This is a genomic window from Mesorhizobium sp. B3-1-7, assembly GCF_006439385.1.
GTDB lineage: Bacteria > Pseudomonadota > Alphaproteobacteria > Rhizobiales > Rhizobiaceae > Mesorhizobium.
Window position 1 is genome coordinate 73,127 of sequence record NZ_VFTL01000029.1, and the last position, 22,682, is coordinate 95,808.

21 protein-coding genes, 1 tRNA gene and 1 pseudogene are annotated in these 22,682 nt (G+C 63.8%); 11 read left to right on the plus strand and 12 right to left on the minus strand.

All coding sequences use genetic code 11. The features are described from left to right. Positions 1-40 precede the first annotated feature (40 nt). The 5 genes from FJ417_RS23060 (at position 41) to hflX (ending at position 6,486) form a co-directional block, all read left to right on the plus strand. Complete coding sequence (locus tag FJ417_RS23060) at positions 41-2,332, plus strand: PAS domain-containing sensor histidine kinase (protein WP_140785018.1); 2,292 nt, start codon at positions 41-43, stop codon at positions 2,330-2,332. Continuing rightward, positions 2,322-3,683 (plus strand): sigma-54 dependent transcriptional regulator, encoded by a 1,362-nt coding sequence (locus FJ417_RS23065; RefSeq protein WP_140646227.1) that lies wholly within the window; start codon positions 2,322-2,324, stop codon positions 3,681-3,683. The genes FJ417_RS23060 and FJ417_RS23065 overlap by 11 nt, the downstream gene beginning before the upstream one ends. A gap of 164 nt (positions 3,684-3,847) precedes the next feature. After that, entirely contained in the window at positions 3,848-4,711 is an 864-nt protein-coding gene (locus FJ417_RS23070) for a D-amino-acid transaminase (protein WP_140785019.1), read from the plus strand. Positions 4,712-4,854: 143 nt separating this feature from the next. After that, positions 4,855-5,100, plus strand: coding sequence for an RNA chaperone Hfq (gene hfq, locus FJ417_RS23075; RefSeq protein ID WP_006202172.1), 246 nt, complete (start codon positions 4,855-4,857; stop codon positions 5,098-5,100). Continuing rightward, a complete protein-coding gene (hflX, locus tag FJ417_RS23080) occupies positions 5,101-6,486 on the plus strand; it encodes a GTPase HflX (RefSeq protein ID WP_140785020.1) in 1,386 nt (461 codons plus the stop codon). Here the strand turns inward: hflX and mazG are convergent. After that, positions 6,483-7,319, minus strand: a complete 837-nt coding sequence (mazG, locus tag FJ417_RS23085) for a nucleoside triphosphate pyrophosphohydrolase (protein WP_140785021.1) — start codon at positions 7,317-7,319, stop codon at positions 6,483-6,485. The two genes, hflX and mazG, sit on opposite strands and share 4 nt — an antisense overlap. Before the next feature lie 70 nt (positions 7,320-7,389). Further along, positions 7,390-8,574: an amino acid aminotransferase gene (locus tag FJ417_RS23090; protein WP_140785022.1), complete on the minus strand. Its 1,185-nt coding sequence runs from the start codon at positions 8,572-8,574 to the stop codon at positions 7,390-7,392. Between the two features lie 145 nt (positions 8,575-8,719). Between FJ417_RS23090 and FJ417_RS23095 the strand changes: the two genes are divergently transcribed. The 5 genes from FJ417_RS23095 to FJ417_RS23115 all read left to right on the plus strand — a co-directional run bounded on the left by FJ417_RS23095 (position 8,720) and on the right by FJ417_RS23115 (position 12,234). Beyond that, a complete protein-coding gene (locus FJ417_RS23095; RefSeq protein ID WP_246687520.1) occupies positions 8,720-9,241 on the plus strand; it encodes a sigma-70 family RNA polymerase sigma factor in 522 nt (173 codons plus the stop codon). Beyond that, a complete protein-coding gene (locus FJ417_RS23100; protein WP_140785024.1) occupies positions 9,238-10,011 on the plus strand; it encodes an anti-sigma factor in 774 nt (257 codons plus the stop codon). The genes FJ417_RS23095 and FJ417_RS23100 overlap by 4 nt, the downstream gene beginning before the upstream one ends. A gap of 34 nt (positions 10,012-10,045) precedes the next feature. Next, positions 10,046-10,762, plus strand: a complete 717-nt coding sequence (locus FJ417_RS23105; protein WP_140657257.1) for a Bax inhibitor-1/YccA family protein — start codon at positions 10,046-10,048, stop codon at positions 10,760-10,762. A 182-nt stretch (positions 10,763-10,944) separates the two neighbouring features. Then, positions 10,945-11,820, plus strand: a complete 876-nt coding sequence (locus FJ417_RS23110; RefSeq protein WP_140708916.1) for an aldose 1-epimerase family protein — start codon at positions 10,945-10,947, stop codon at positions 11,818-11,820. A gap of 3 nt (positions 11,821-11,823) precedes the next feature. After that, entirely contained in the window at positions 11,824-12,234 is a 411-nt protein-coding gene (locus FJ417_RS23115) for a hypothetical protein (RefSeq protein WP_140785025.1), read from the plus strand. 16 nt (positions 12,235-12,250) lie between these two features. Here FJ417_RS23115 and FJ417_RS23120 read toward each other — a convergent pair. From FJ417_RS23120 to FJ417_RS23160, 9 genes and pseudogenes are all read right to left on the minus strand, one after another. Beyond that, positions 12,251-12,586: pseudogene (locus FJ417_RS23120) on the minus strand (arginase family protein); the annotation flags it as partial. 120 nt (positions 12,587-12,706) lie between these two features. After that, entirely contained in the window at positions 12,707-13,549 is an 843-nt protein-coding gene (locus FJ417_RS23125) for an alpha/beta hydrolase (RefSeq protein WP_140785026.1), read from the minus strand. A 352-nt stretch (positions 13,550-13,901) separates the two neighbouring features. Next, positions 13,902-14,723: an MBL fold metallo-hydrolase gene (locus FJ417_RS23130; protein WP_140708921.1), complete on the minus strand. Its 822-nt coding sequence runs from the start codon at positions 14,721-14,723 to the stop codon at positions 13,902-13,904. 3 nt (positions 14,724-14,726) lie between these two features. Then, a complete protein-coding gene (locus FJ417_RS23135) occupies positions 14,727-15,521 on the minus strand; it encodes a TatD family hydrolase (protein ID WP_140785027.1) in 795 nt (264 codons plus the stop codon). Continuing rightward, the gene (gene metG / locus FJ417_RS23140; protein ID WP_140785028.1) at positions 15,521-17,068 is read right to left on the minus strand and encodes a methionine--tRNA ligase; all 1,548 of its coding nucleotides are present in this window, start codon (positions 17,066-17,068) and stop codon (positions 15,521-15,523) included. The genes FJ417_RS23135 and metG overlap by 1 nt, the downstream gene beginning before the upstream one ends. An 89-nt stretch (positions 17,069-17,157) precedes the next feature. Continuing rightward, positions 17,158-18,213, minus strand: coding sequence for a DNA polymerase III subunit delta' (locus FJ417_RS23145; RefSeq protein ID WP_140785029.1), 1,056 nt, complete (start codon positions 18,211-18,213; stop codon positions 17,158-17,160). Then, a complete protein-coding gene (tmk, locus tag FJ417_RS23150) occupies positions 18,210-18,884 on the minus strand; it encodes a dTMP kinase (RefSeq protein ID WP_140785036.1) in 675 nt (224 codons plus the stop codon). Before tmk ends, FJ417_RS23145 begins: the two co-directional genes overlap by 4 nt. A 72-nt stretch (positions 18,885-18,956) precedes the next feature. Beyond that, positions 18,957-20,135 carry a D-alanyl-D-alanine carboxypeptidase family protein gene (locus FJ417_RS23155; RefSeq protein WP_140785030.1) on the minus strand — a complete coding sequence of 393 codons (1,179 nt, stop codon included), beginning with the start codon at positions 20,133-20,135 and terminating at the stop codon, positions 18,957-18,959. A gap of 122 nt (positions 20,136-20,257) precedes the next feature. Next, positions 20,258-21,520 (minus strand): septal ring lytic transglycosylase RlpA family protein, encoded by a 1,263-nt coding sequence (locus tag FJ417_RS23160; protein WP_140785031.1) that lies wholly within the window; start codon positions 21,518-21,520, stop codon positions 20,258-20,260. A gap of 578 nt (positions 21,521-22,098) precedes the next feature. Between FJ417_RS23160 and FJ417_RS23165 the strand changes: the two genes are divergently transcribed. After that, positions 22,099-22,188, plus strand: a tRNA-Ser gene (locus tag FJ417_RS23165). A 70-nt stretch (positions 22,189-22,258) separates the two neighbouring features. Here the strand turns inward: FJ417_RS23165 and FJ417_RS23170 are convergent. After that, positions 22,259-22,603: an autotransporter domain-containing protein gene (locus tag FJ417_RS23170; RefSeq protein WP_281405929.1), complete on the minus strand. Its 345-nt coding sequence runs from the start codon at positions 22,601-22,603 to the stop codon at positions 22,259-22,261. Positions 22,604-22,682 lie beyond the last annotated feature (79 nt).

Genomic DNA, 22,682 nt, shown 5'->3' on the forward strand with positions numbered 1-22,682 from the left:
TTGCATACATCCGACGCGATGATCGACTCTGTACCGCGACATGGCAGCTGAGGCTCCGACTCTGAACCAACCGCTTTTCAACCAGACCGGCGCGCGCGACGGGCGACGGTTGCTGGCGTTGCCCGGCGTCGTCGCGATTGCCGGCGCGATGATCACGGCGGCGATCTCGTTCGCGATCCTGGTCGGCGCAACGCCGATCGCGCCGACGGCCCACGCGACCTGGGCCTTGATCGCGGCCAATGCCGTCTTTGTCCTGTTCCTCATCGCCTTGATCGCCCGCGAGGTGCGCCGCATCGTCCTCGCGCGGCGCCATGGCAGGGCCGCCTCGCGGCTGCATGTGCGCATCGTCGCCATGTTCGCGCTGGTTGCCGCCATTCCGGCCATCATGGTGGCGATCATCGCCTCGATCACGCTCGACATCGGCCTCGACCGCTGGTTCGAAATCCGCACCAAGACGATCGTCAACTCGTCGCTGTCGATTGCCGACGCCTATGTGCAGGAGAACGCGCGCAACCTGCAGGGCACGACATTGTCCATGGCGTACGATCTCGATGCCTCGCGCACGCTCTACGGCCTCGACCGGGGCGGTTTCCTCGACCTGTTGAACAAGGAAGCCGTCGGGCGCGGACTGGCGCATGCGGCCCTGATCAAGCCGGATGGCTCGTTCGTCATGAACGCCAAGACCGATGCCGATTTCCCCATGCCAGAGCCGCCCTCGGGCGCTGTCGACACCGCGTCCGACGGCAAGCCGGTGCTGATCGAGCCGCGCACCCGCAACATCATGGGCGCCATCATCAAGCTGCGGGAGATCGAAGGGCTTTACCTGTATACGATCCGGCTCGTCGATCCCGACGTGATCAAGGCGCGCCAGATCGTCAGGTCCAACACCGACGAATACCGCAATCTCGAGGACAACCGCCGGACCTCGCAGGTCGCCTTCGCGCTGCCCTATCTGTCGCTCACGCTGATCATCACGCTCTCGGCTATCTGGACCGGCATCGCGGTCGCCGACCGGATCGTGCGGCCGATCCGCCAGCTGATCGGCGCCGCCGATGAGGTGGCGACCGGCAATCTCGACGCTGCCGTTCCGGTGCGCCAGTCCGATGGCGACGTCGCCTCGCTCGGCGAGACCTTCAACAACATGATCCTGGAGCTCAAATCGCAGCGCAACGAACTGCTCTCGGCCAAGGATCTGATCGACGAGCGGCGGCGCTTCTCCGAGGCCGTGCTGGCCGGTGTCACCGCCGGCGTCATCGGCGTCGACCCTTACGGCATCATCACCATCGTCAATCGCTCGGCCGAAACCATGCTGGCGATTTCGGCAAATGCGACGCTCGGCCAGAACCTTTCAGCGGTCCTGCCGCTTGTCGGCCGCGTCTTCGAGATCGGGCGGCAGTCCGGCAAGCCGGTCTATCGCGAGCAGGTAACCTTCTTCCGCAGCGGTCTGGAGCGCACCTTCAATGTCCAGGTCACCGTCGAAGCCGCTGACGACGGCGAGGAAGAGAAATCCTACGTGGTCACGGTCGACGACATCACCGATCTCGTCCAGGCGCAGCGCTCGTCGGCCTGGGCCGACGTCGCGCGGCGCATCGCGCATGAGATCAAGAACCCGCTGACGCCGATCCAGCTTTCGGCCGAGCGCATCAAGCGCCGCTACGGCAAGGTCATTACCGAGGACCGGGAGGTCTTCGACCAGTGCACCGATACCATCATCCGCCAGGTCGAGGACATCGGCCGCATGGTCGACGAGTTCTCGGCCTTTGCCCGCATGCCGAAGCCCGAGATGAAGGCTATCGACCTGCGTGAATCGCTGCGCGAGGCGTCCTTCCTGGTCGAGGTCAGCCGCTCCGACATCGCCTTCGAACGTGATTTCGGCAGCGAGCCGTTGAAAGGCACTTTCGACAGCCGCCTGATGGCGCAGGCCTTCGGCAACGTCATCAAGAACGCGGCCGAGGCGATCGACGGACTTGATGCGCAAGACCGTTCGGACGGCACAATCCGGATTCAGGCCGGGCGCCAAGATGGCGCCATACGAATCGACGTTATCGATAACGGCAAGGGGCTGCCGCGCGAGAATCGCCAAAGGCTTCTCGAGCCCTATATGACGACACGCGAGAAGGGCACCGGGCTTGGTCTCGCTATCGTCAAGAAGATCGTGGAAGACCATGGCGGCCGTCTCGAATTGCACGACGCGCCAGCGGATTTCCATGGCGGCCGGGGCGCGATGATCTCGATCATCCTGCCCCCGGCGATGATCGTAGCCGCGCCGCCACGCGGTGAAGGTCGAAGCGAACACGAAAGAGAAACTGAAAAGGTCGGTAATGGCGTCTGACATTCTCATCGTCGATGACGAGGAAGACATCCGCGAACTTGTCGCCGGTATCCTGAGCGACGAGGGTCATGAAACACGCACGGCGCATGATGCCGACAGCGCGCTCGCGGCAATCGCCGATCGCGCGCCGCGGCTGATTTTCCTCGACATCTGGCTGCAGGGCTCGCGCCTCGACGGCCTGGCGTTGCTCGACGAGATCAAGACCATGCACCCGAACATGCCGGTGGTGATGATTTCCGGCCACGGCAACATCGAGACGGCGGTGTCGGCCATCCGGCGCGGCGCGTACGACTTCATCGAGAAGCCGTTCAAGGCCGATCGCCTCATCCTGGTCGCAGAGCGCGCGCTGGAGACGTCCAAGCTGCGGCGTGAGGTTTCCGACCTCAAGCAGCGCAGCGGCGAGACCTTCGACCTGATCGGCATGTCGTCGGCGATGAGCCAGCTGCGGCAGACCATCGAGCGCGTCGCGCCCACCAACAGCCGCGTCATGATCGTCGGTCCCTCAGGCTCCGGCAAGGAACTGACGGCGCGCGCCATCCACACGCTTTCGTCGCGCAAGACCGGTCCGTTCGTGACGCTGAGCGCGGCCACCATCACGCCCGAACGCATGGAGATCGAGCTGTTCGGTACAGAATCGAACGGCACCGAGCGCAAGGTCGGCGCGCTGGAAGAGGCGCATCGCGGCATTCTCTACATCGACGAAGTCGCCGATATGCCGCGCGAAACGCAAAACAAGATCCTGCGCGTGCTGGTCGAGCAGCAATTCGAACGGGTAGGCGGCACCAAGCGCGTCAAGGTCGATGTCCGCATCATCTCTTCGACCTCGCAGAATCTCGAAGCGATGATCGCCGACGGCCGCTTCCGCGAGGACCTTTACCATCGCCTGGCGGTGGTTCCGGTCATCGTGCCGGGGCTCGCCGAGCGGCGCGAGGACATTCCCTATCTCGTCGATAATTTCATGAAGCAGATCGCGCGCCAGGCAGGCATCAAGCCGCGCCGCATCGGCGACGATGCGCTGGCCGTGCTGCAGGCGCATAACTGGCCGGGCAACGTTCGCCAACTGCGCAACAATGTCGAGCGATTGATGATTCTGGCGCGCGGCGAAGAGGCCGATGCGCCGATCACCGCGGATCTTCTGCCCTCCGAGATCGGCGACGTGATGCCACGCACGCCCAACCAGTCGGACCAGCACATCATGGCGCTGCCGTTGCGCGAGGCCCGCGAGCAATTCGAGAAGGACTATCTGATCGCCCAGATCAACCGCTTCGGCGGCAACATCTCGAAGACGGCCGAGTTCATCGGCATGGAACGCTCGGCGCTCCACCGCAAGCTGAAGTCGCTGGGTGTGTAAAGCAATTCCAGGAAAGGTGCGCAGCGGTTAGGCTCGGCGGTTTCGCCGTAGCTGTCCGTCCGGAATTGCGTAAGACTCCCCAGGGCCGGCTTGGCCCACGCGATTGTTCATTACGGCGGGGGCGGAATCGCCTAAGAAAGCCCGATATTTCCCTGAGGATGCCCATGCCGCGCATTGCCTATGTGAACGGGCGCTATGTCGTCCATGCCCAAGCCAGCGTCCATATTGAGGACCGTGGCTACCAGTTCGCGGACGGCGTCTATGAGGTCTGCGAAGTGGCGCGCGGCCATATCGTCGACATGCCGCGCCATCTTGCCCGGCTTAGCCGCTCGCTGAAGGAACTGTCGATCGCCTGGCCGGTGTCGGAAGGCGTTTTGCCGATGCTGCTGCGCGAGGTGGTCAATCGCAACGGCGTGGTCGACGGCCTTGTTTATCTGCAGGTCACACGTGGTGTCGCCAGCCGTGAGTTCGTGTTTCCGCTGGCAGGCACGAGGCCTTCCCTGGTCATAACCGCCAGAAAGGCCGATCCGGCCGCGGCGGCGAAGCGGGTGGAAGCCGGCATCAAGGTCATCACGGTGCCTGAGAATCGCTGGGACCGCGTCGACATCAAGAGCACGGGCCTCTTGCCCAATGTGCTCGCCAAGCAGAAGGCCAAGGAAGCGGGCGCCCAGGAAGCCTGGTTCGTCGACACCGACGGCAACGTTAAGGAAGGCGGCTCGTCCAACGCCTGGATCGTCACCCGGGACGGCGTCCTGGTGACCCGGCCGGCCGAGCACGGCATCCTGCGCGGCATCACCCGCACGACGCTTTTCGATGTCGCCGCAAAGCTCGGCCTCAAGATCGAAGAACGTGGTTTTTCGGTCACCGAGGCCAAGGCGGCCAGGGAAGCGTTCATCAGTTCGGCGACGACAATCGCCATGCCGGTGGTCGAAATTGACGGCGCGCCGATCGCAAATGGACATCCTGGTTCCATGACACTTTCGTTGCGGCAGGCCTTTTTTGACGTTGCGGAAAAAAGTCCAGCCTGATAACCGCACAACTGGAATTAACCTCAACTATCTCATTCTGCTTGCCATTGTGTCGGCAAGAGGGGGTTTGCTCGCTTGACAGGCGCCGCGTAATTTGGCGCATTGGCCCGCAAACCGAAGGGGATCGGCGAAAGACAAGAAAAATGGCGGAACGATCGCAAAACCTTCAGGACCTGTTCCTGAATTCAGTTCGCAAGAGCAAAAATCCACTTACCATCTTCCTCATCAACGGCGTGAAGCTGACCGGTGTCGTCACTTCGTTCGACAATTTTTGTGTGTTGTTGCGGCGTGACGGGCACTCCCAGCTCGTCTACAAGCACGCCATTTCCACGATCATGCCGAGCCAGCCGGTTCAGATGTTCGATGGCGAGGAAAGCCAGGGCGCCTGATTGGCACGTGATAAGGACGCGGACCGCAGCGTTCGCGGGAAACAAGGACATCAACTCGGGCCGGAATCCAAGGATCCGACCCGGGCCGTTGTCATTGTGCCGGTGCTTACCCGCCAGCCGCGCGGCGACGATGAGACGAGTCGCCCGCGTCTGAGCCGTTCGGCGGATGCACGCCACGACGAAGCGGTCGGCCTTGCCAGCGCCATCGATCTCAACCCGGTTCACACCGCGGTGGTGACGGTTGCCGATCCGCGGCCGGCCACGCTGCTCGGCAGCGGCAAGGTGGCCGAGTTCGCGGATATCGTGAAGGAACGCAAGGCGGAACTGGTCATTGTCGACCATCCGCTGACCCCGGTGCAGCAGCGCAATCTCGAAAAGGAACTGAACGCCAAGGTGCTCGATCGCACCGGGCTCATCCTCGAGATCTTCGGCGAGCGGGCGCGCACCAAGGAAGGCACGCTGCAGGTCGAGCTCGCCCATCTCAACTACCAGAAGGGCCGCCTGGTGCGGAGCTGGACCCACCTCGAGCGGCAGCGCGGCGGCGCCGGCTTCCTCGGCGGTCCCGGCGAAACCCAGATCGAATCCGACCGTCGCATCCTGCAGGACAAGATCACCAAGCTGAAGCACGAGTTGGAAACGGTGCGGCGCACACGCGACCTGCACCGCGCCAAGCGCAAGAAGGTGCCTTTCCCGGTGGTGGCGATCGTCGGCTACACCAATGCCGGCAAGTCGACGCTGTTCAACCGGTTGACCGGGGCAGGGGTGCTGGCCGAGGACATGCTGTTCGCAACGCTTGATCCGACGTTGCGGCGCGTGCGGCTGCCGCACGGCACGCCGGTCATCCTGTCGGACACGGTGGGCTTCATCTCCGATTTGCCGACGCATCTGGTGGCAGCCTTCCGGGCGACGTTGGAAGAAGTCGTCGAGGCGGATCTGGTGCTTCATCTGCGTGACATCTCCGATCCGGACACGGCCGCCCAGGCCGAGGACGTCGAACGCATCCTCGGCGATCTTGGTGTCGACGCCGCCGACGCGAACCGCGTGATCGAGGTCTGGAACAAGATCGATCTGCTCGACGAAGGCAATCGCGAGCGGCTGCTTGACGAAGGGGCAAGCGGCAAGTCTCCGCCGATAGCCATTTCAGCGGTGACCGGCGAAGGACTGGACACGCTGAAAGCGCTCATCGAAACGCGGGTGTCGGGCGAATTGGAAACGATGACCGTGACGTTGAGCCCGGCTCAACTCGGCCAGGTCGACTGGCTCTACCGCAACGGCGACGTCGTTTCGCGCACCGACAATGAGGACGGCAGCGTCACCCTCTCGCTCACTGCCACGCATAGCGCCAGGCGGGAGATCGAGAGCCGCCTGCATCGCAAGGGCAGCTAATCGGCTGATTCCTTGGCGCTTTTGGCCTGCTGCCAGAGCGCTTCCATTTCGTCGAGCGTTGCCTTCTCCAGTGAACCGCCCGAAGCCTCCAAAGCTTGCTCGAGATAGTGAAAGCGCGAGCGGAACTTGTCGTTGGTGCCGCTGAGCGCCGCTTCCGAATCGAGCTTGAGGTGGCGGCCGAGATTGACGACGGCAAACAGCATGTCGCCGAACTCGTCCTTGATCGGTGCCGCGTCACCGGTGGCGAGCGCCTCGCGCAATTCGCCGATCTCTTCCTCTATTTTGTCGAGGATCGGGGCTGCCTCGCTCCAGTCGAAGCCGACGCGCGCTGCCTTCTCCTGCAGCTTCAGGGCGCGCGTCAGGGCAGGGAGCGCGACCGGCACGCTGTCGAGATAGCCTTTGCCGTGATCTTCCGGATCGAGCCCGCGCGCGAGCCGGGCGTCGCGCTTCTCGGCTTTTTCAACCGCCTTGATCTTCTCCCACATGCCCTTGGCCATGCCGGCGCTGCGCGCCTTCTCGTCGCCGAAGACGTGCGGATGGCGGCGGATCATCTTGGTGGTGATGGCCTCGACGACATCGCCGAAAGCGAACTCGCCGATCTCCTCGGCCATCTGCGCATGGTAGACGACCTGCAGCAGCAGATCGCCCAATTCCTCACGCAGATCGTCGAAATCGCCGCGCGCGATCGCGTCGGCCACTTCATAGGCCTCCTCGATCGTGTAGGGCGCGATGGTCGTAAAATTCTGCTCGATATCCCAGGGGCAGCCGGTCTTCGGCGCTCGCAGCGCCGCCATGATCTCGATCAGCCGGGAAATGTCTTTGGAGGGCTTCATGAATTGAGCCTATCCTGCGGTCAGCGTCCGACCAATCCTGGCCGGACACCGAAACGAGTTGTCCACAGCCTCAGTCAAGCACCGAAACGATCGCCTTGGCGAGGTCGTCCATGCCGTCCTCCGGCAGGCCGGCCACGTTGATGCGGCTGTCGCCGACCATATAGACGGCGTGCTCGGTGCGCAGGCGTTCGACTTGCGCCTCGGTCAAGCCGAGTCGCGAAAACATGCCGCGATGGCTGGCGACGAAATCGAAGCGATCGGAGTTGGACTGACGCCTGAGGGCTTCGGCGAAGGCGACGCGCAGCCTGAGCATGCGCAGCCGCATCTCCTCGAGCTCCGTCTCCCAATCCTTTCTCAGGCTGGCGTCCTCCAGCACCATGCGCACGGCCGCCGCGCCATGGTCCGGCGGCATCGAATAGAGCGCGCGCGCCGCCGCCAGCATCTGGCTCATCGCCACGTCGGCTTGGGCGCCGTCCTTGGCCATGATCATCGCGGCGCCGACGCGGTCGCGATAGACGGCGAAATTCTTCGAGCAGCTCGAGGCGACGACCATTTCCGGCACCTTGCCGGCCAAGAGCCGCAGACCGGCGGCGTCTGCGTCGAGGCCCTCGCCAAAACCCTGGTAGGCAATGTCGACGAAGGGCAACAGGCCGCGCTCCAGCAGCACATCGGCGACCTTGGCCCACTGCGCGGCATTGAGATTGGCGCCGGTCGGGTTGTGGCAGCAGCCATGCAGCAGCACGACATCGCCACTGTTGGCCGTCTTGAGCGTCGCCAGCATCTCGTCGAAGCGGACGGCGCCGGAAACGGCATCGAAATAGGGATGGTTATGAACCTGGAGGCCGGCGGCGCGCATCACCGGCAGATGGTTCGGCCAGGTCGGGTCGGACAGCCAGACCGTCGCGCCGGGACGCGTGCGCTGCAGAAGCTCCGCCACGAGCCTGAGCGCGCCGGATCCGCCCGGCGCCTGTGCCGCGCGGATGCCCGAATGGTCGGCCTTCTCGCCGAAGGCGAGCTTGATCATGGCGGCGTTGAAGCCGGTGTCGCCGGCAAGGCCGAGATAGGTCTTGGTGTCCTGGCTGGCCAGCAGCCGCTTCTCGGCCTCGCGCACGGCGCGAATCACCGGCGTCCTGCCGTCGATGTCCTTGTAGACGCCGACACCGAGGTCGACTTTGCCGGGCCGCGGGTCGTTGCGATAGAGGCCGATCAGGGCAAGGATCTTGTCGGCGGGCGCGGGCTGCAGGGTCTCGAACATCGATAGGACTCCAATGGCGGCGGATTGATACGCAAATCGACCCCGCCGCGCCAGCGGTTTCCTCAGACACGGGCGGCACGAAAAGAAATGCCGGGGAGGGGATTAAAATCCCTACATGCTCCGTAAACAGGGCATGAAACGGTCGATGGCACGCTTCGATATCGTCGGGCAGTTGGGGTCGCTGCGACGCTATGCGCGCTCGCTGACGCGCGACAGCGCCGACGCCGAGGATCTCGTCCATGACGCGCTGGTGCGCGCCTATGAGCGACGCGCGACCTTTCGCTCGGGCGGCAATTTGCGTGCCTGGCTTCTGGCGATCGTGCACAACATCTTCATCGACCGCATGCGCTCGCGCCGCTCCGAGGCGGCGCGCATCGAACAGGCCGGCTTCGTTGCCGACCAAAGCATGCCGGCAGCACAGGACCATTCGGTGCGCCTGTCGCAAGTCCGGGAAGCGTTTCTTTCGCTGCCGGAGGAGCAGCGCTCAGCGCTCCATCTCGTTGCTATCGAGGGGCTTTCCTATCAGCAGGCCGCCGAAGTCATCGGCGTGCCGCTCGGAACCCTGATGTCGCGCATCGGCCGCGCGCGTGCCGCGCTGCGCGAGATGGAAGAAGGCGCGACGCCGAAGGCCAAGCCTCATCTCAGGATCGTGGGAGACGATCAATGACCGCCATTGTCGACCCCGTAACCGATGCCGACCTCGACGCCTATGTCGACGACCAACTGGATGTCGCCCGCCGCATCGAGGTCGAGGCGTTCCTCGCCGCGCGCCCGGAAGCGGCGGCGCGCGTGATGTCCGATTTGAGGACGCGCGACGAACTGCGAGGCGCGCTTGCGGGCCCCATCGGCATGGCGCGTCCGGCCACGACAGAAGCGGCGCGGCGGCTGGAAAGGGCACTTGCCAGGGGACGTATCCTTGCCGTGCTGCAGCGGGCCGCGGCCGCGGCCGTGCTGGTCGCGGCGGGCTGGCTGGCCAACGGCATTTTCGGGCCGATCGCGGTGACCAAGGTGGTCGCCTCGACGCAGCCGCCGGCCTATGTCGAGGATGCGGTCAGGGCGCACCGCACGACTTTGGTGCGCGAGACGATGCCGTCGCAGCAGGAGGCGCCGGGCTACGATGCCGACGAGATCCGCGCCGCCACCGCGATCGTCATGCCGTCGCTGCCCGACGACTGGAAGATCCGCGACGTCCAGGTCTACCCCTCGCAATTCGGGCCGAGCGTCGAGGTGGCGGTCGAGACCAAGGATCTCGGTCTCGTCTCGCTGTTCGCCATCAGACCCGGCACGTTCGACGTCGTGAAGCCCACGGTCGCGCCCTCCAATGACATTTCGACTGCGTATTTCCAGATCGGCGAGGTCGCCTATGCCGTGGTCGGACGCAGCGACGCCGGCAATCTCGACCATGCCGCCGAGAAACTCGCCAGAACGCTCTACTGAAAACAGACCTCTACCAAGAACCAAGGAGAACCAAATGAACAGCCCCAATCTGGGATACCGAACGGGCGCCGGCGTGCAGGCCGGAGCCGTCTATGACCAGGGCCTGCGCAAGCACATGCTGCGCGTCTACAACTATATGGGCCTCGGCCTCGTCGTCACCGGCCTCGTCGCCTTCTTCGTGGCCTCGACACCCGCGCTCTATGTGCCGATCTTCTCCAGCCCACTGAAATGGGTGGTGATGCTGGCGCCGCTCGCCTTCGTCATGCTCTTCTCGTTCAGGATGCAGACCATGTCGGCCGCGAGCGCGCAGGCGATGTTCTGGGCCTTCTGCGCCGTCATGGGCCTGTCGCTTGCCTCGGTGTTCCTGGTCTTCACCTCGACCAGCATCGCGCGCACCTTCTTCATCGCCGCCACGATGTTCGGCGCCACCAGCCTCTACGGCTACACGACCAGGCGCGACCTGACGCAGTTCTCGTCCTTTCTGATCATGGGCCTGATCGGCGTGGTCATCGCCAGCCTGGTCAACCTGTTCCTCGGCTCGACCGCACTGCAGTTCGCCATCTCGGTGATCGGTATTGCTGTCTTCGTCGGCCTGACCGCCTGGGACACGCAGACGATCAAGGAGCAGTATGCGGAGAATTTCGACGCGGAATCGCAGCAGAAGCTCGCTGTGTTCGGCGCCTTCTCGCTCTATCTGAACTTCATCAACATCTTCCAGCTGCTCTTGAATTTCACCGGCGAGCGCGAATAGGCCGGACCGTAGCAGGCAACGCTGCTCAACTCGGCATGGCCGGAGGGAAACCTCCGGCCATTTTTTCGACTCTGCATCGAGGCGTCCACGGCCAAGGTGAGGCGCGGTATGTCCGCCGCGCTTGAGTTCACGCGCGGCCTTTTGCTAGCCTGCCGGCCAGACCAGCCAGCCGCGAGGACGCAATGGAACAACTGACGCTTCACGCTGACGGCATTTCGGCGACCGTCGTCGGGCAGGGGGCCGAGCTGGTCTCGCTGCGCGATGGCGACGGCACCGAGCTTCTGTGGCAGGCAGGCCCCGTCTGGCGCCGTCATTCGCCGGTCCTGTTCCCGATCGTCGGCCGGCTCAAAGGCGACCAACTGCGGCATCGCGGCCAAACCTATCCGATGACGCAGCACGGCTTTGCCCGCGACCGGCGCTTTGCCTGGGCGGAGCAGGGGCCGACCTCCTGCACATTGGTGCTGACGGATGATGCCGAGACGCGAACGCACTATCCCTTCGCCTTTCGCCTGGCCATCGGCTACGAGCTGAAACCCCGGCAGCTCGGCGTGACCTTCGAGGTCACCAACATGGGCGACGAGCCGTTGCCCGCCTCGATCGGCGCGCATCCGGCGTTCAATTGGCCGCTGCTGCCGGAACTGCCCAAGGAGGCCTACCGGCTGACCTTCGCCGACAACGAGCCGGCGCCGGTCCGCCGCCTGAAGGACGGCCTGCTGCGGCCGGACCCGCAACCGACACCGATCGAGGGAAAGACGCTGCCGCTTTCCGAAAAACTGTTCGACGATGACGCCGTCATCCTCGACAGGCCGGCCAGCACCAGCGTGCGCTATGCCGTCGGCCGCGGGCCGGCGATCGAGGTGTCCTGGCAGGGTTTCAACGAGCTGGGCATCTGGTCCAAGCCCGGCGGCGCGCCCTTCCTGTGCATCGAGCCCTGGCACGGCATCGCCAGTCCCGTCGATTTCGACGGCGAATTCGCCGACAAGCCGGGCGTCATGCTGATCGAGCCGGCCGGCCGGCGCGTGCTGAGTTACCGGATAGGCCTCAGCCGGGAACCGTAGGGCATGGCATACGCCATCAAGACCGAAATCGAGGACCCGGCGGCGGAGACGTTCGTGTTCGCCGCCCAGAAAACCATGTATGGCGGCAAGCGCATTGCCGAAGGCGACGTCATCTTCCTGTTCGCCAGCGAGAACGAAGGCGGGCAGGGGCTTGTCGCCCGCGGCGTCGTGACATCCTCCGAGGCCACTCCCAGACGTCCGGATATCGAACGGCAGACGCCGCGCGTCAGCGTTGCCGTCCACCGCACCGCCATGGCAACGAGACGCTTGGGTCGCGATGAGCTCAAGCGCTTCAAGGATTGGAAGGACGGCCGGCCCGAAACCGAGCTCCACTTCAAATTCTACCGCCAGGCGACCAACAAGATCGTTGGTGTTTCAGACGAGGCATCGGCATTTCTGAACAGCTTTTTCTAGACCATCCGATCGGATCTCAGCCGGTCTGCCGGACAATGGCGCCGATCACGTTGACAAGAAGACGGGCGGCCGTGAGCGCCGACACGCCGTCAATATCGGCGGGAGGATAAAGCTCGACAAGGTCGAATCCAGCAATCCTCGCCCGCTTGCCGAGGCCTGCGATCAGATCGATCGCTTGCGTGTAGGTGAGGCCGCCAGGCGTGCGCGCGGCCACTCCCGGCATGATCGATGGATCAAGGCTGTCGGAGTCGAAAGTGACGACGACACGCGCGCCTTCCGGAATGTGCCGCAAAGCGGCTTCGACGCCCTGGGCGTGAACCTCGCGGGGCGTGACGAAGCGGCTGCCGTAGCGCCAGGCAAGCGAGACGGTGCCGAGCGGAAATGGCCGACAGGCAGGGGCCAGAACATTGATGCCGGACAATGTAGCCCAGGCGTCGGCCGCGTTCGGGCCGGCCAGACCTCAAGGACTGTTCTATTGCCGTTCCAGGAAGTCGACCATCAACGACGCAGCTTGGTTGGCATGCGTTTCCAGCAGGAAATGAGGCCCGTCGAGAATGTGTGCTTCCATCCTCGGCAGGGCCTGCATCCATGATAGCGTCTCTGCCAGGTCAAAGAACGTGTCATGCCGACCCCACAGCATCAGGGCGCGAGGCTGCCGGCGCTGCAGATAGTCGGCAATCGCGTCGAAACCAGCGACGTAGTTGCCATAGTCCGCAATAAGCGCGCGCTGCGTCTCGATGCCTCCGGGGCGCTGCATCACGCGCCAGTCTTCCTCCCAGTTCTCCTGCGGAATTTGTGCGGCCACATCGTCGGGAACACCTGCCACATACTGATCGCGCGTGCCCTCGAAGGTCAGATGCGCGGTGGCTTTCGCTTCATTGTCGCGGTTCGGATTGGCCCAAAAGTCCTGCGTCGCCTTCCATGGTGGCCCCATTCCGCTCCGATGCGCGTTGGCGTTCTGGATGATCAAGCCCAACACCGCATCGGGAGCCTGCATGGCTATCCGCAGGCCGACCGGCGCGCCAAAGTCATGCAGGTAGATGTAGCGCGAGCCGACCGAGAGGTGGCCGAGCAACTCCGAGATCGCATCGGCAAAACCATCAAAAGCCGGCTCGGGCAGAGCATCGGACATGCCGAACCCAGGCATGTCGGGAGCAACCACATAAGCCACCTTCGACAATGCGGGAATAACGTGGCGAAAGGTCCTGGAGGAACTCGGAAAACCGTGAAGAAGCAGAAGAGCCGGTTTGGAGGGCTCTCCAGCCGTGAGGAAAGACAATTCCGTGCCGCTCGCCAACTCAAGCCGTGAACGCATGCAAAGGTCCTCAAACCGCTCACCAGGCCAACGCGAGGTTCGGCGGTTGAGTTCCGAGCACTTGCTGCCGCAATGAGGGACGACTCCTGTTCGTACCCGTTAATGCGCAACAGCTCCGTGCGGCTGGCGAGCAGGGCTGTATGACGCAGCGCTTTCGACATCTCTGTGGCCACACCGGAAAGTCGCATAAGATATATTATGGAACTAACAGGTCGGGCGCATACCCAGGAATTGCTGCGGCTTTCGCTACTGGCGACGAACTCCGCGGATTACTCCCTGCAACGCTTCACGACTTCGAGATCTCGACCGAATGTTCGACAGACGAACTGCAACACAAACTGAGCAGCTGACGCTATCGTTCTGACTCGTAAGGAATTTCGATCACCATGCCGTCATATGCCGGCACCACGTGATCCGGCGTTTCGGCCATCACGGCGGCGTAGTCGAGCGGCACATGCATATGGGTCAGCACGGCGTTCTTCGGCGCCAGCTTCTCGATCCACTCCAGCGCCTGGCCGAGCGACAGATGGCTGGGATGGGTGTTGTACTGCAGCGCGTCGATCACCAGCATGTCGAGGCCGCGCAAACGCTCGATGGTGGCGTCCGGGAAGCCGCTGATATCGGGGCAATAGGCAAGCCCGCCGATGCGGAAGCCGAGCGAGATGATATCGCCATGAAACTGCGGCAGCGGCTCTAAGGTGAGGGCGCCGCCCTCGCCTTCGATCACGACCGGCCTCGCGTGATCGATGATGTGAGCCTCGACGATCGGCGGATAAGAGCTGCCGGATGGCGTCTCGAAGCAATAGCGGAATGCCTGGCGCAGCCGCAGCATGGTCGGCTCGTCGGCATGGATGTCGATGCGATGGCGTTGCTCGAGCACATAGCCGCGCAGATCGTCGATGCCGTGGATGTGGTCGGCATGCGGATGCGTGTAGACGACCGCGTCGATGCGCTTGACCGAGGCCAGCAGCATCTGCTCGCGGAAATCCGGCCCGGTGTCGATGACGACCGTGGTGCGCGCGCCATTGGCGGCAATCCGCTCGACCAGCGCGGCCGTGCGCATGCGCCGGTTCTTCGGGTTCTTGGGGTCGCAATTGCCCCAATCGCCGGTGATGCGCGGCGTGCCGGGCGATGAGCCGCAGCCAAGAATGGTAAAGCGCAGCCGGTCGCTCATGCCTCAGCCCGCAGCCGTTTCGGGACGCGGCATCTTGGTGAACAGCCTGAAGAAGTTCCCGGTGGTGATATCGGCGATCTCGGCCTCGCTGACGCCGATGGTCTCGGCGAGCACCTTGGCCGTGTTCGCCACATAGGCCGGCTCGTTGCGTTTGCCGCGATGCGGGACCGGCGCAAGGTAGGGTGCGTCGGTTTCGACCAGCAGCCGGTCGCGCGGGACGTCGGCGGCGATGGCGCGCAATTCGGTGGAATTCTTGAAGGTCAGGATGCCGGAAAAGGAGACATAGCCGCCCAGCGCCACGCCGACTTCGGCCAGCCTGCGTCCGGACGAAAAACAGTGCAGAATGAAGGGGAAAGCGCCCTTCCCTGTTTCGTCCTCGAGGATCGCCGCCATGTCGTCGTCGGCATCGCGCGAATGGATGACCAGCGGCAGGCCGGTCCGGCGCGCGGCCGCGATATGGGTGCGAAAGCCTTGCGCCTGCGCATCGCGCGGCGCATTGTCATAATAGTAGTCGAGCCCGGCTTCGCCGATCGCCACCACTTTGGGATGGTCGGAAAGCCGCACCAGCTCGTCGGCGGTGACGTCCAGCTCTTCCGCGGCATTGTGCGGATGAGTGCCGACCGAGCAATAGACCTCATTGAAAGTTTCAGCGATTTCAAGGATTTGCTGAAAGCGCCTCACGCGCGTCGAGATCGTCACCATGCGACCGATGCCGGCGGCGAGGGCGCGGGCGACGATAGCCGCCCGCTCCTCGGCGAAGTCCGGAAAGTCGAGATGGCAATGGCTGTCGACCAGCATCAGTTGTTGCCGTCCTGCTCGACATAGCGCGGAAACACGCCCTCCGGCGCCGGCAATGCCGCGCCGGGCACCAGCGCGTGGTCGGCGTGGACATGCTCGAAAGCGCGTTTGTCCGCGGGCACGGCCAACAGGTCGAGCAGTTTCGCGGCCGATCCGGGAACGAAGGGCTGGCAAAGCAGTGCCACACGCCGCACCAGTTCGGCCGTTGCCCACAAGACGGTTTCCATGCGCTCCGGGTCGGTCTTCTTGAGCGCCCAGGGCTCCTGCGAAGCGAAATAGCGATCGGCTTCGGCAACAACGCCGAAGATCGCCGCCAGCGCCAGGTGGATGCCCTGCTCCGCCATCGCCCGACGCGAAACCGCCAACGCTTCGATCGCCTGGTCGAGGATCGCCGTGTCGGCCTCGGTAAGGTCGCCGCGCGCCGGCACCTTGCCGCCACAGTTCTTGGCGATCATCGACAGCGACCGCTGCGCCAGATTGCCGAGGCCGTTGGCGAGATCGGCATTGGTGCGGTTGACGATCGCTTCATGGCTGTAACTGCCGTCCTGGCCGAACGGCACCTCGCGCAGGAAGAAGTAGCGCACGCGGTCGAGACCGTAATGTTCGACCATGGCGAACGGGTCGACGACATTGCCGACCGACTTCGACATCTTCTCGCCGCGGTTGAACAGGAAACCGTGGGCAAAGACCCGTTTCGGCAGCTCGATCCCCGCCGACATCAGGAAAGCCGGCCAGTAAACGGCATGGAAGCGCACGATATCCTTGCCGATGACATGCGTGGCCGGCCAAAAGCTCCATTTCTGGGACTTGGTATCGGGATAGCCGGCGGCGGTGATGTAGTTGGTCAATGCATCGACCCACACATACATCACATGCTTGTCGTCGCCGGGCACCGGAACGCCCCACTTGAAGGTGGTTCGTGAGATCGACAGATCCTTCAGGCCGGATTTGACGAAGCTCATCACCTCGTTGCGGCGCTCCGCCGGACCGACGAAGTCCGGCTGACTTTCATACAGCGCCAGCAACTTGTCCTGATAGGCGGCCAGCCGGAAGAAATAGCTTTCCTCCTCGTTCCATTCGACTGGCGACCCAAGCGGTTCGCGGCGCACGCCATCCTCGCCGAGCGTGGTTTCGCTCTCGTCGAAATAGGCCTCCTGCCGCACCGAATACCAGCCGCTGTAGCGGTCCAGATAGATGTCGCCATTCGCGGCCATCGCCTTCCAGATCGCCTGGCAGGATGCGTAATGGCGTGGTTCGGTCGTGCGGATGAATTCGTCATTTGAGGCGCCGAGGGTCTCGGTCATCGAGCGGAAGATTGCTGAATTGCGGTCGGCAAGCTCTAAGGGCGTGATGCCTTCCTTCTCGGCCGTCTGCTGCATCTTGAGACCATGCTCGTCAGTGCCCGTGAGAAAGAACACGTCCTTGCCGTCCAGCCGCTGGAAGCGGGCCAGCGCATCGCTGGCAATGACCGTATAGGCATGGCCGATATGCGGCTTGCCATTCGGATAAAAGATCGGGGTGGTCAGATAGAATTTTTCGCGTGCCATGGATGAAATCGCCATGAATGTCTGAATGGGAAGTGTGGCGGTGGATATCTCATCGAGACGGCGATTGCCATCCCGAGGACAAGGCGCATTCACATTCGCATCGCAGAATTCAGGCGGTCGATCATGGCCAGGGCGTGCTGCTTCTTGTCGAGGTTGTAGGTCTCGGCCTCAGATATCGTGTTCAGCGCTTCGTGCCAAGCCTCGGACAGCGATTTGGCACTGTCGAGGTCGCCGGCCAGCGCCGCTTCGCTGGCAGCGGCCGAAAGCAGGTCGAGCGCGCGGCGGTTGAAGATGTCGAACTGGATCGCCTGATCGCGTCCCGCCACGGCCTCGGCAAGGCGGTGGGCGCCGGCAATGTCGGGCTTCCTGGCCGCCACCAGTGCGTCGAGCGCGCCGGCGATTTCCAGCCCGCCATATTGGGTGAGCAGGATCGCGTTGCGGGCGCTGCCCCCTGCCCGCTCGGCAAGTGCTGCGCGCGCGGCCGGATCGTCCGGCGGCGGCGGCTCGACATTTTCCAGCACCGCCATCAGCTCGTTGGCGGCCAGAGGCGCGAGCCGCACCATCTGGCAGCGCGAGCGGATCGTCGGCAACAGGCTGCCCGGTGCGTGCACCACCAGAATGAACAGGGTGCGAGCCGGCGGCTCTTCGAGATTCTTGAGCAAGGCATTGGCGGCGTTGATGTTCATGTCGTCGGCCGGATCGACGATGACGACGCGGTAGCTGCCGTCATGCGAGGTCATCGACAGGAAGCGGCTGACCTTGCGGATCTCGTCGACGGTCAGCACCGTCTTGAAGCTCTTGGTCTTGTCATTGGCCGGACGGGTGAGATGCAGCACCGAAGGATGCGCGCCGGTGGCAATCTGGCGAAACAGCGAGGAGGCCGGATCGGGAACGGCGAGCGCGTCGGGCGCCGTCTTGAAATCCGGATATCTCAGAAGATGGTGCGCCATGTGGAACGCCAGCGTCGCCTTGCCGATGCCTTGCGGCCCGGCGAAAATCAGCGCATGCGGCAGCTTGCCGGCGCGGTAGGCGCCGGCAAGCATCCCTGCCGCCGTCGCGTGGCCGATCAGCCGCGGCGTTTCAGCCGGCTCAGGCACGCCGTCCAGCGTGTCATGCTGCTCGGGGGCGATGCGTTCGAAGATCATGCAGGCGCCGTCTCAATCCTTTGCGCCGGCATCCGTTCTTCCAGCGCCGCGAAGACGGCGGCGGTGACGACATCCTCCACCGTATCGGGATCGGCGGAAGCGTCGACGACGATGCAGCGCTCCGGCTCCGCCGCGGCGATGGCAAGGAAAGCCTCGCGCCGTCGCCGGTGGATGGCCAAGGTCTCCTTCTCGAAGCGGTCGGCGGCGTCCCCGGCGCCGCGCCGCGCGGCGGCCCGCTTCAGGCCTTCAGCGGGATCGATGTCGAAGATCAGCGTCATGTCCGGCATCATGCCGTTGATGGCCACTGCCTCCAGCGCCTTCATGAAATCGGCATCGAGGCCGCCCGTGACGCCCTGGTAGACGCGCGAGGAATCGATGAAACGGTCGCACAGCACGATCGAGCCGCGCTCGACCGCCGGCCGGATGACCTGCTCGACATGGTCGGAGCGCGCGGCGGCGAACAGGATTGCCTCCATCTTCGGGCCGAACGGCTCGGCCGCCCCGGACAGGAGCACATGCCTTACGGCCTCGGCGCCGGGCGATCCACCCGGTTCGCGGCTGACCAGCACCTCGTATTTCTTGGCGCGCATGCGCCGCGCCAGCCGCTCGATCTGCGTCGACTTGCCTGCTCCTTCGCCGCCCTCGAAGGTGATGAAAAATCCGCTCGCCAATCGAGACTGCCTTTGCCCGTGCTGGCCGCTGTCATAGCTCTCGTCCGACAAAAGGTCCACGAACTTGCCCGATCACAAATGTTTCTGACGCAGCCAGCCGACAGCGAGTTCCTTGGCCGCGTCAAGCGCGCGCTGCGGCAGCGTACCCACCTTCACCGACTCGGCGGCATAAAGCGGCGTCTGCTGGCTCAGCGTGTCGCCTATCCAAACGCGCAGTTCCCCGACCGGTTGCCCTTCCTCGATCGGCGCCGACACCGGACCCTGGTAGACGATCCTGGCGGTCAGCTTGTCGCGGTTGGCTATCGGCAGAAAGATGTCTACCGGACCTTTCGCTTTCAAGGCGAGGCCAGACTTGGTACCGCCGAAAACCTCTGCTTCGCCGACCACCTCGTCCTTGGCGAAGATCTCGGTCTTCTGGAATGACCGCGAGCCCCAGTCGAGCAGCTTGCGCGCCTCTTCGGAGCGTTCCCGGTCATTTGCCAGTCCGCTGAGAGCGGCGATCACGCGCGTGCCGTTGTGGCTGACGGTGCCGACCAGGCCGAAGCCCGCCTGCTCGCTGGCGCCGGCCACGAAGCCATCGGCTTCGATGCCCATGGCGATCAGCGGATTGCGGTTCCTCTGCGATATCTTGTTCCAGGTGAAGTCCGGCTGGCCGTAATAGTGGAAGAATTCCGGATAGTCGCGCCACAGATGCAGCGCCAGCATCGTCAGTTCCCGCACCGTCGTCTGCTGGCCGTCCGCCGGCAGCCCGGTCGAATTGACGAAGGTGGATTTCGAGAGGCCGAGCTGACGGGCGCGATCGGTCATCTGGGCGGCGAAATTCGCTTCCGAGCCCGCCATGCCCTCGGCGAGCACGATACAGCCGTCATTGGCCGCCTGCACGGTGACGCCCTGGATCAAATCCTCGACGCGGACCGCGGATTTGAGCTTGGCGAACATGGTCGAGGTCCCGGATGGCGCGCCGCCGGTGCGCCAGGCGTTTTCGCTGACGACGAAAGTGTCGTCGAGCGTGATCCGCTTCGACTTGATGGCGTTGAAGACCATTTCCATCGTCATCAGCTTGGCCATCGAGGCCGGCGGGATCGGCTTGTCGGGGTCCTTGGCGAAGAGCACGGTGCCGGTGTCGGCATCGATCATGAACGCTTGCGTCGCCTTGGTCTCGAAAAGCTGCGCGCTGGCCGGGGCGGAGCAAAGCAGCGCCAGCACCAATCCCAGAAGGCTGGCGAAAGGTGGAAAAAGGCACAATTGCATGAAATGTCGACCCAATCTGGGCAATACCGGAAAGCGTGGAGCCACCCGGAATTGCGCAAAACTACCCCGCGGCCAAGCTATCAGGATTGTTTCGACCGGATCAACGGGCCGCGCGAATTTGATCAGTTACGCACAGCCAGCGCATCCGGCGCGCCATGCGACCAGGCTGCCTGAAGCAGGTCGTCGATGCTGCCATGGCCGTCCGGGTAGACGTTGACCGCATACCAGTCATTGCCGTCGAGTTCGGTGCGCTGGATCTCGGCCCGGCCGAACGGCTCGAGCGCCGCGGCCACGCGCTTTGCCTCCGCGGCCCCGTCGAAGGAGCCGGCGGCGACGTAGTCGGATGCGGGCGTCTGTTCCTGACGGATCGATTTCCGCCACGACTGCAGGACATCGGCCGGCGACATGCCGCCGGCATCGAGCGCCGCAAAGACATCGGCGCGCTTTACCCGTTCGTCCGCGTAAGACAGCGAAGCCATGGCGAAGGGCGAGTTTGACGGGAGCGTAAGATCCGGCCGTTCCGGTACGATCGGCCCGAAATCCGGCAGCACGACATCGCTGGCGCCCTGCACCGAGAATGCAGCCGGCTGCACGGCCGGCTGCTCCGACAGGCCCGGTTGCGCGGCAAAGGCCTCGCCCGAATTGGTCAATTGGCCAGGGAACGGCACGGCGGCCGGCGGCGCGCCCACCGGCAGGCTCGGCGATGGGCCGTTCATGGCCACCATCACGCCGGTCGGCAGGCCGTCCGAAGGATCCGGCCGGTTGTTGCCGGGGTGGTAGGAAGCCACCAGATACCGGTCGTCGTCGCCGTCGAGCGGCGCACGGCCGACATATTCGACTTTGACCCTGGCCGTGCCGACCTTGGCATAGTCGAGCATCTGCGCCGCGCGTTCGGAGACGTCGATGATGCGGCCTTCGTGATAGGGGCCGCGATCGTTGACGCGCACGATCACCGAGCTGCCGGTCTCCAGATTGGTGACGCGGGCATAGCTCGGCAGCGGCATCGTCGGATGCGCCGCCGTCAGATGCGTCATGTCATAGATTTCGCCATTGGCGGTCAGACGGCCGTGGAACGCATCGCCATACCAGGAAGCAAGCCCGACCTTGGCGTAACCCTTGTCTTCCTTGGGATAGTACCACTTGCCGCGCACCTGGTAGGGCTTGCCGAGCTGGTCGCGGCCGCCGCCGCGCCGCATGAACTGGACACGCGGGCTCGCTTTCACGCCATATTCGGATTCGGCGAAATATTCCTTGGAGCGGGCCTTCTTGTAGACCATCCCTTTGGGTTCGGGCTGCGAGGCGCAGGCAGCCAAAAGCAGGCCCGAAAGGGCGCACAGGGCGAAAGCAGAAGCGCGACGAAGACGCGGGCGCGCCGAAATCTGCATGTTTTCGATTGTCCCCTACCGTGCTGCCAACCGTCGGGGCCAGAAGTCGCCCGCCAGGCCAACACCTTGATCCCCAATCCCTTTTGCACAGGAATTGCTTATCACGATGTTAATCGATTATGGCCGCAACAGGGCGAGATTATGGCGCGAGGCGATACCACCACGCTCGGAAAATCCGCACTCTTCGAGAATGCCCTGCTGCCAACAACGTGGGCCCACAAGATCGACGGCTTCAAATCCAAATAAGAGTAAAGGTTGTCCGCTAATCCGCCCGCGCATCGGACGGCACCTGCTGGGCCGTCGCACGAGACAGCATGCCACGCTTGTCAGCACGGGTTTCTCGTAGGTTTTCTTCATGGATTGCCCCCTGTTTGAAATATTAACAGATTGAGATTGACAGGCTCTTGACGGCACTGTCAATGCAACGAACCGGCTGTCCCCGGCTCCGCAAAACAATGGATTGAGCCGTTCCTGCGATTGACAGGTCTTTGCGCGTCGCACTAGAGCATGGGCGCTCTCGATCCTGTCGGCACGGCCTTTGGCACCAACAGGACGAAGCGCCTCGTGAAGATCACGATGGAGGGATGGCCGAGCGGTTTAAGGCACCGGTCTTGAAAACCGGCGTGGGCGCAAGTTCACCGTGGGTTCGAATCCCACTCCCTCCGCCACCCTTGCTTCGCGGTTCGAGCTTCGCAGGATCGGGGCGCGATCCTCGGTCGAGGTTGGTCGCCAGTCCCTCTACCAGTTCACCTTGAGACCGACATCGCCGCCATAGCTCTGCAAGCCGTCACCGAACTTGCCGTCGGAGGCGGCGAACATCGAGGTGTTTGAGCTCCAGTCCATCTTCAGCCCGGCATTGACCACAACCGTGTCCTCGGCGGCCGAGGCGCCCTCGATGACGAAGGAGGTGCCCGGAGCCGCCTGGAAGCTTGGCTTCACCGAGCGGTCCGGCTCGAACTCATGCACCCAGGCCGCGCGGCCCCAGGCCTGCAGCGACTGGCCGTCGCCGACGCCGATCGTGGTACCGAGCTGCAGGCCCAGCGAGACCGGCAGCGAGGTGACGACGCAGTGATCGAAGCTCAGCCCTAGGAAGTGTGGACAGTTATCTGAGCCATAATATGGTTGCGGCTAGGGTTACGATTGCAAGGTAGTGTCTTGCAGT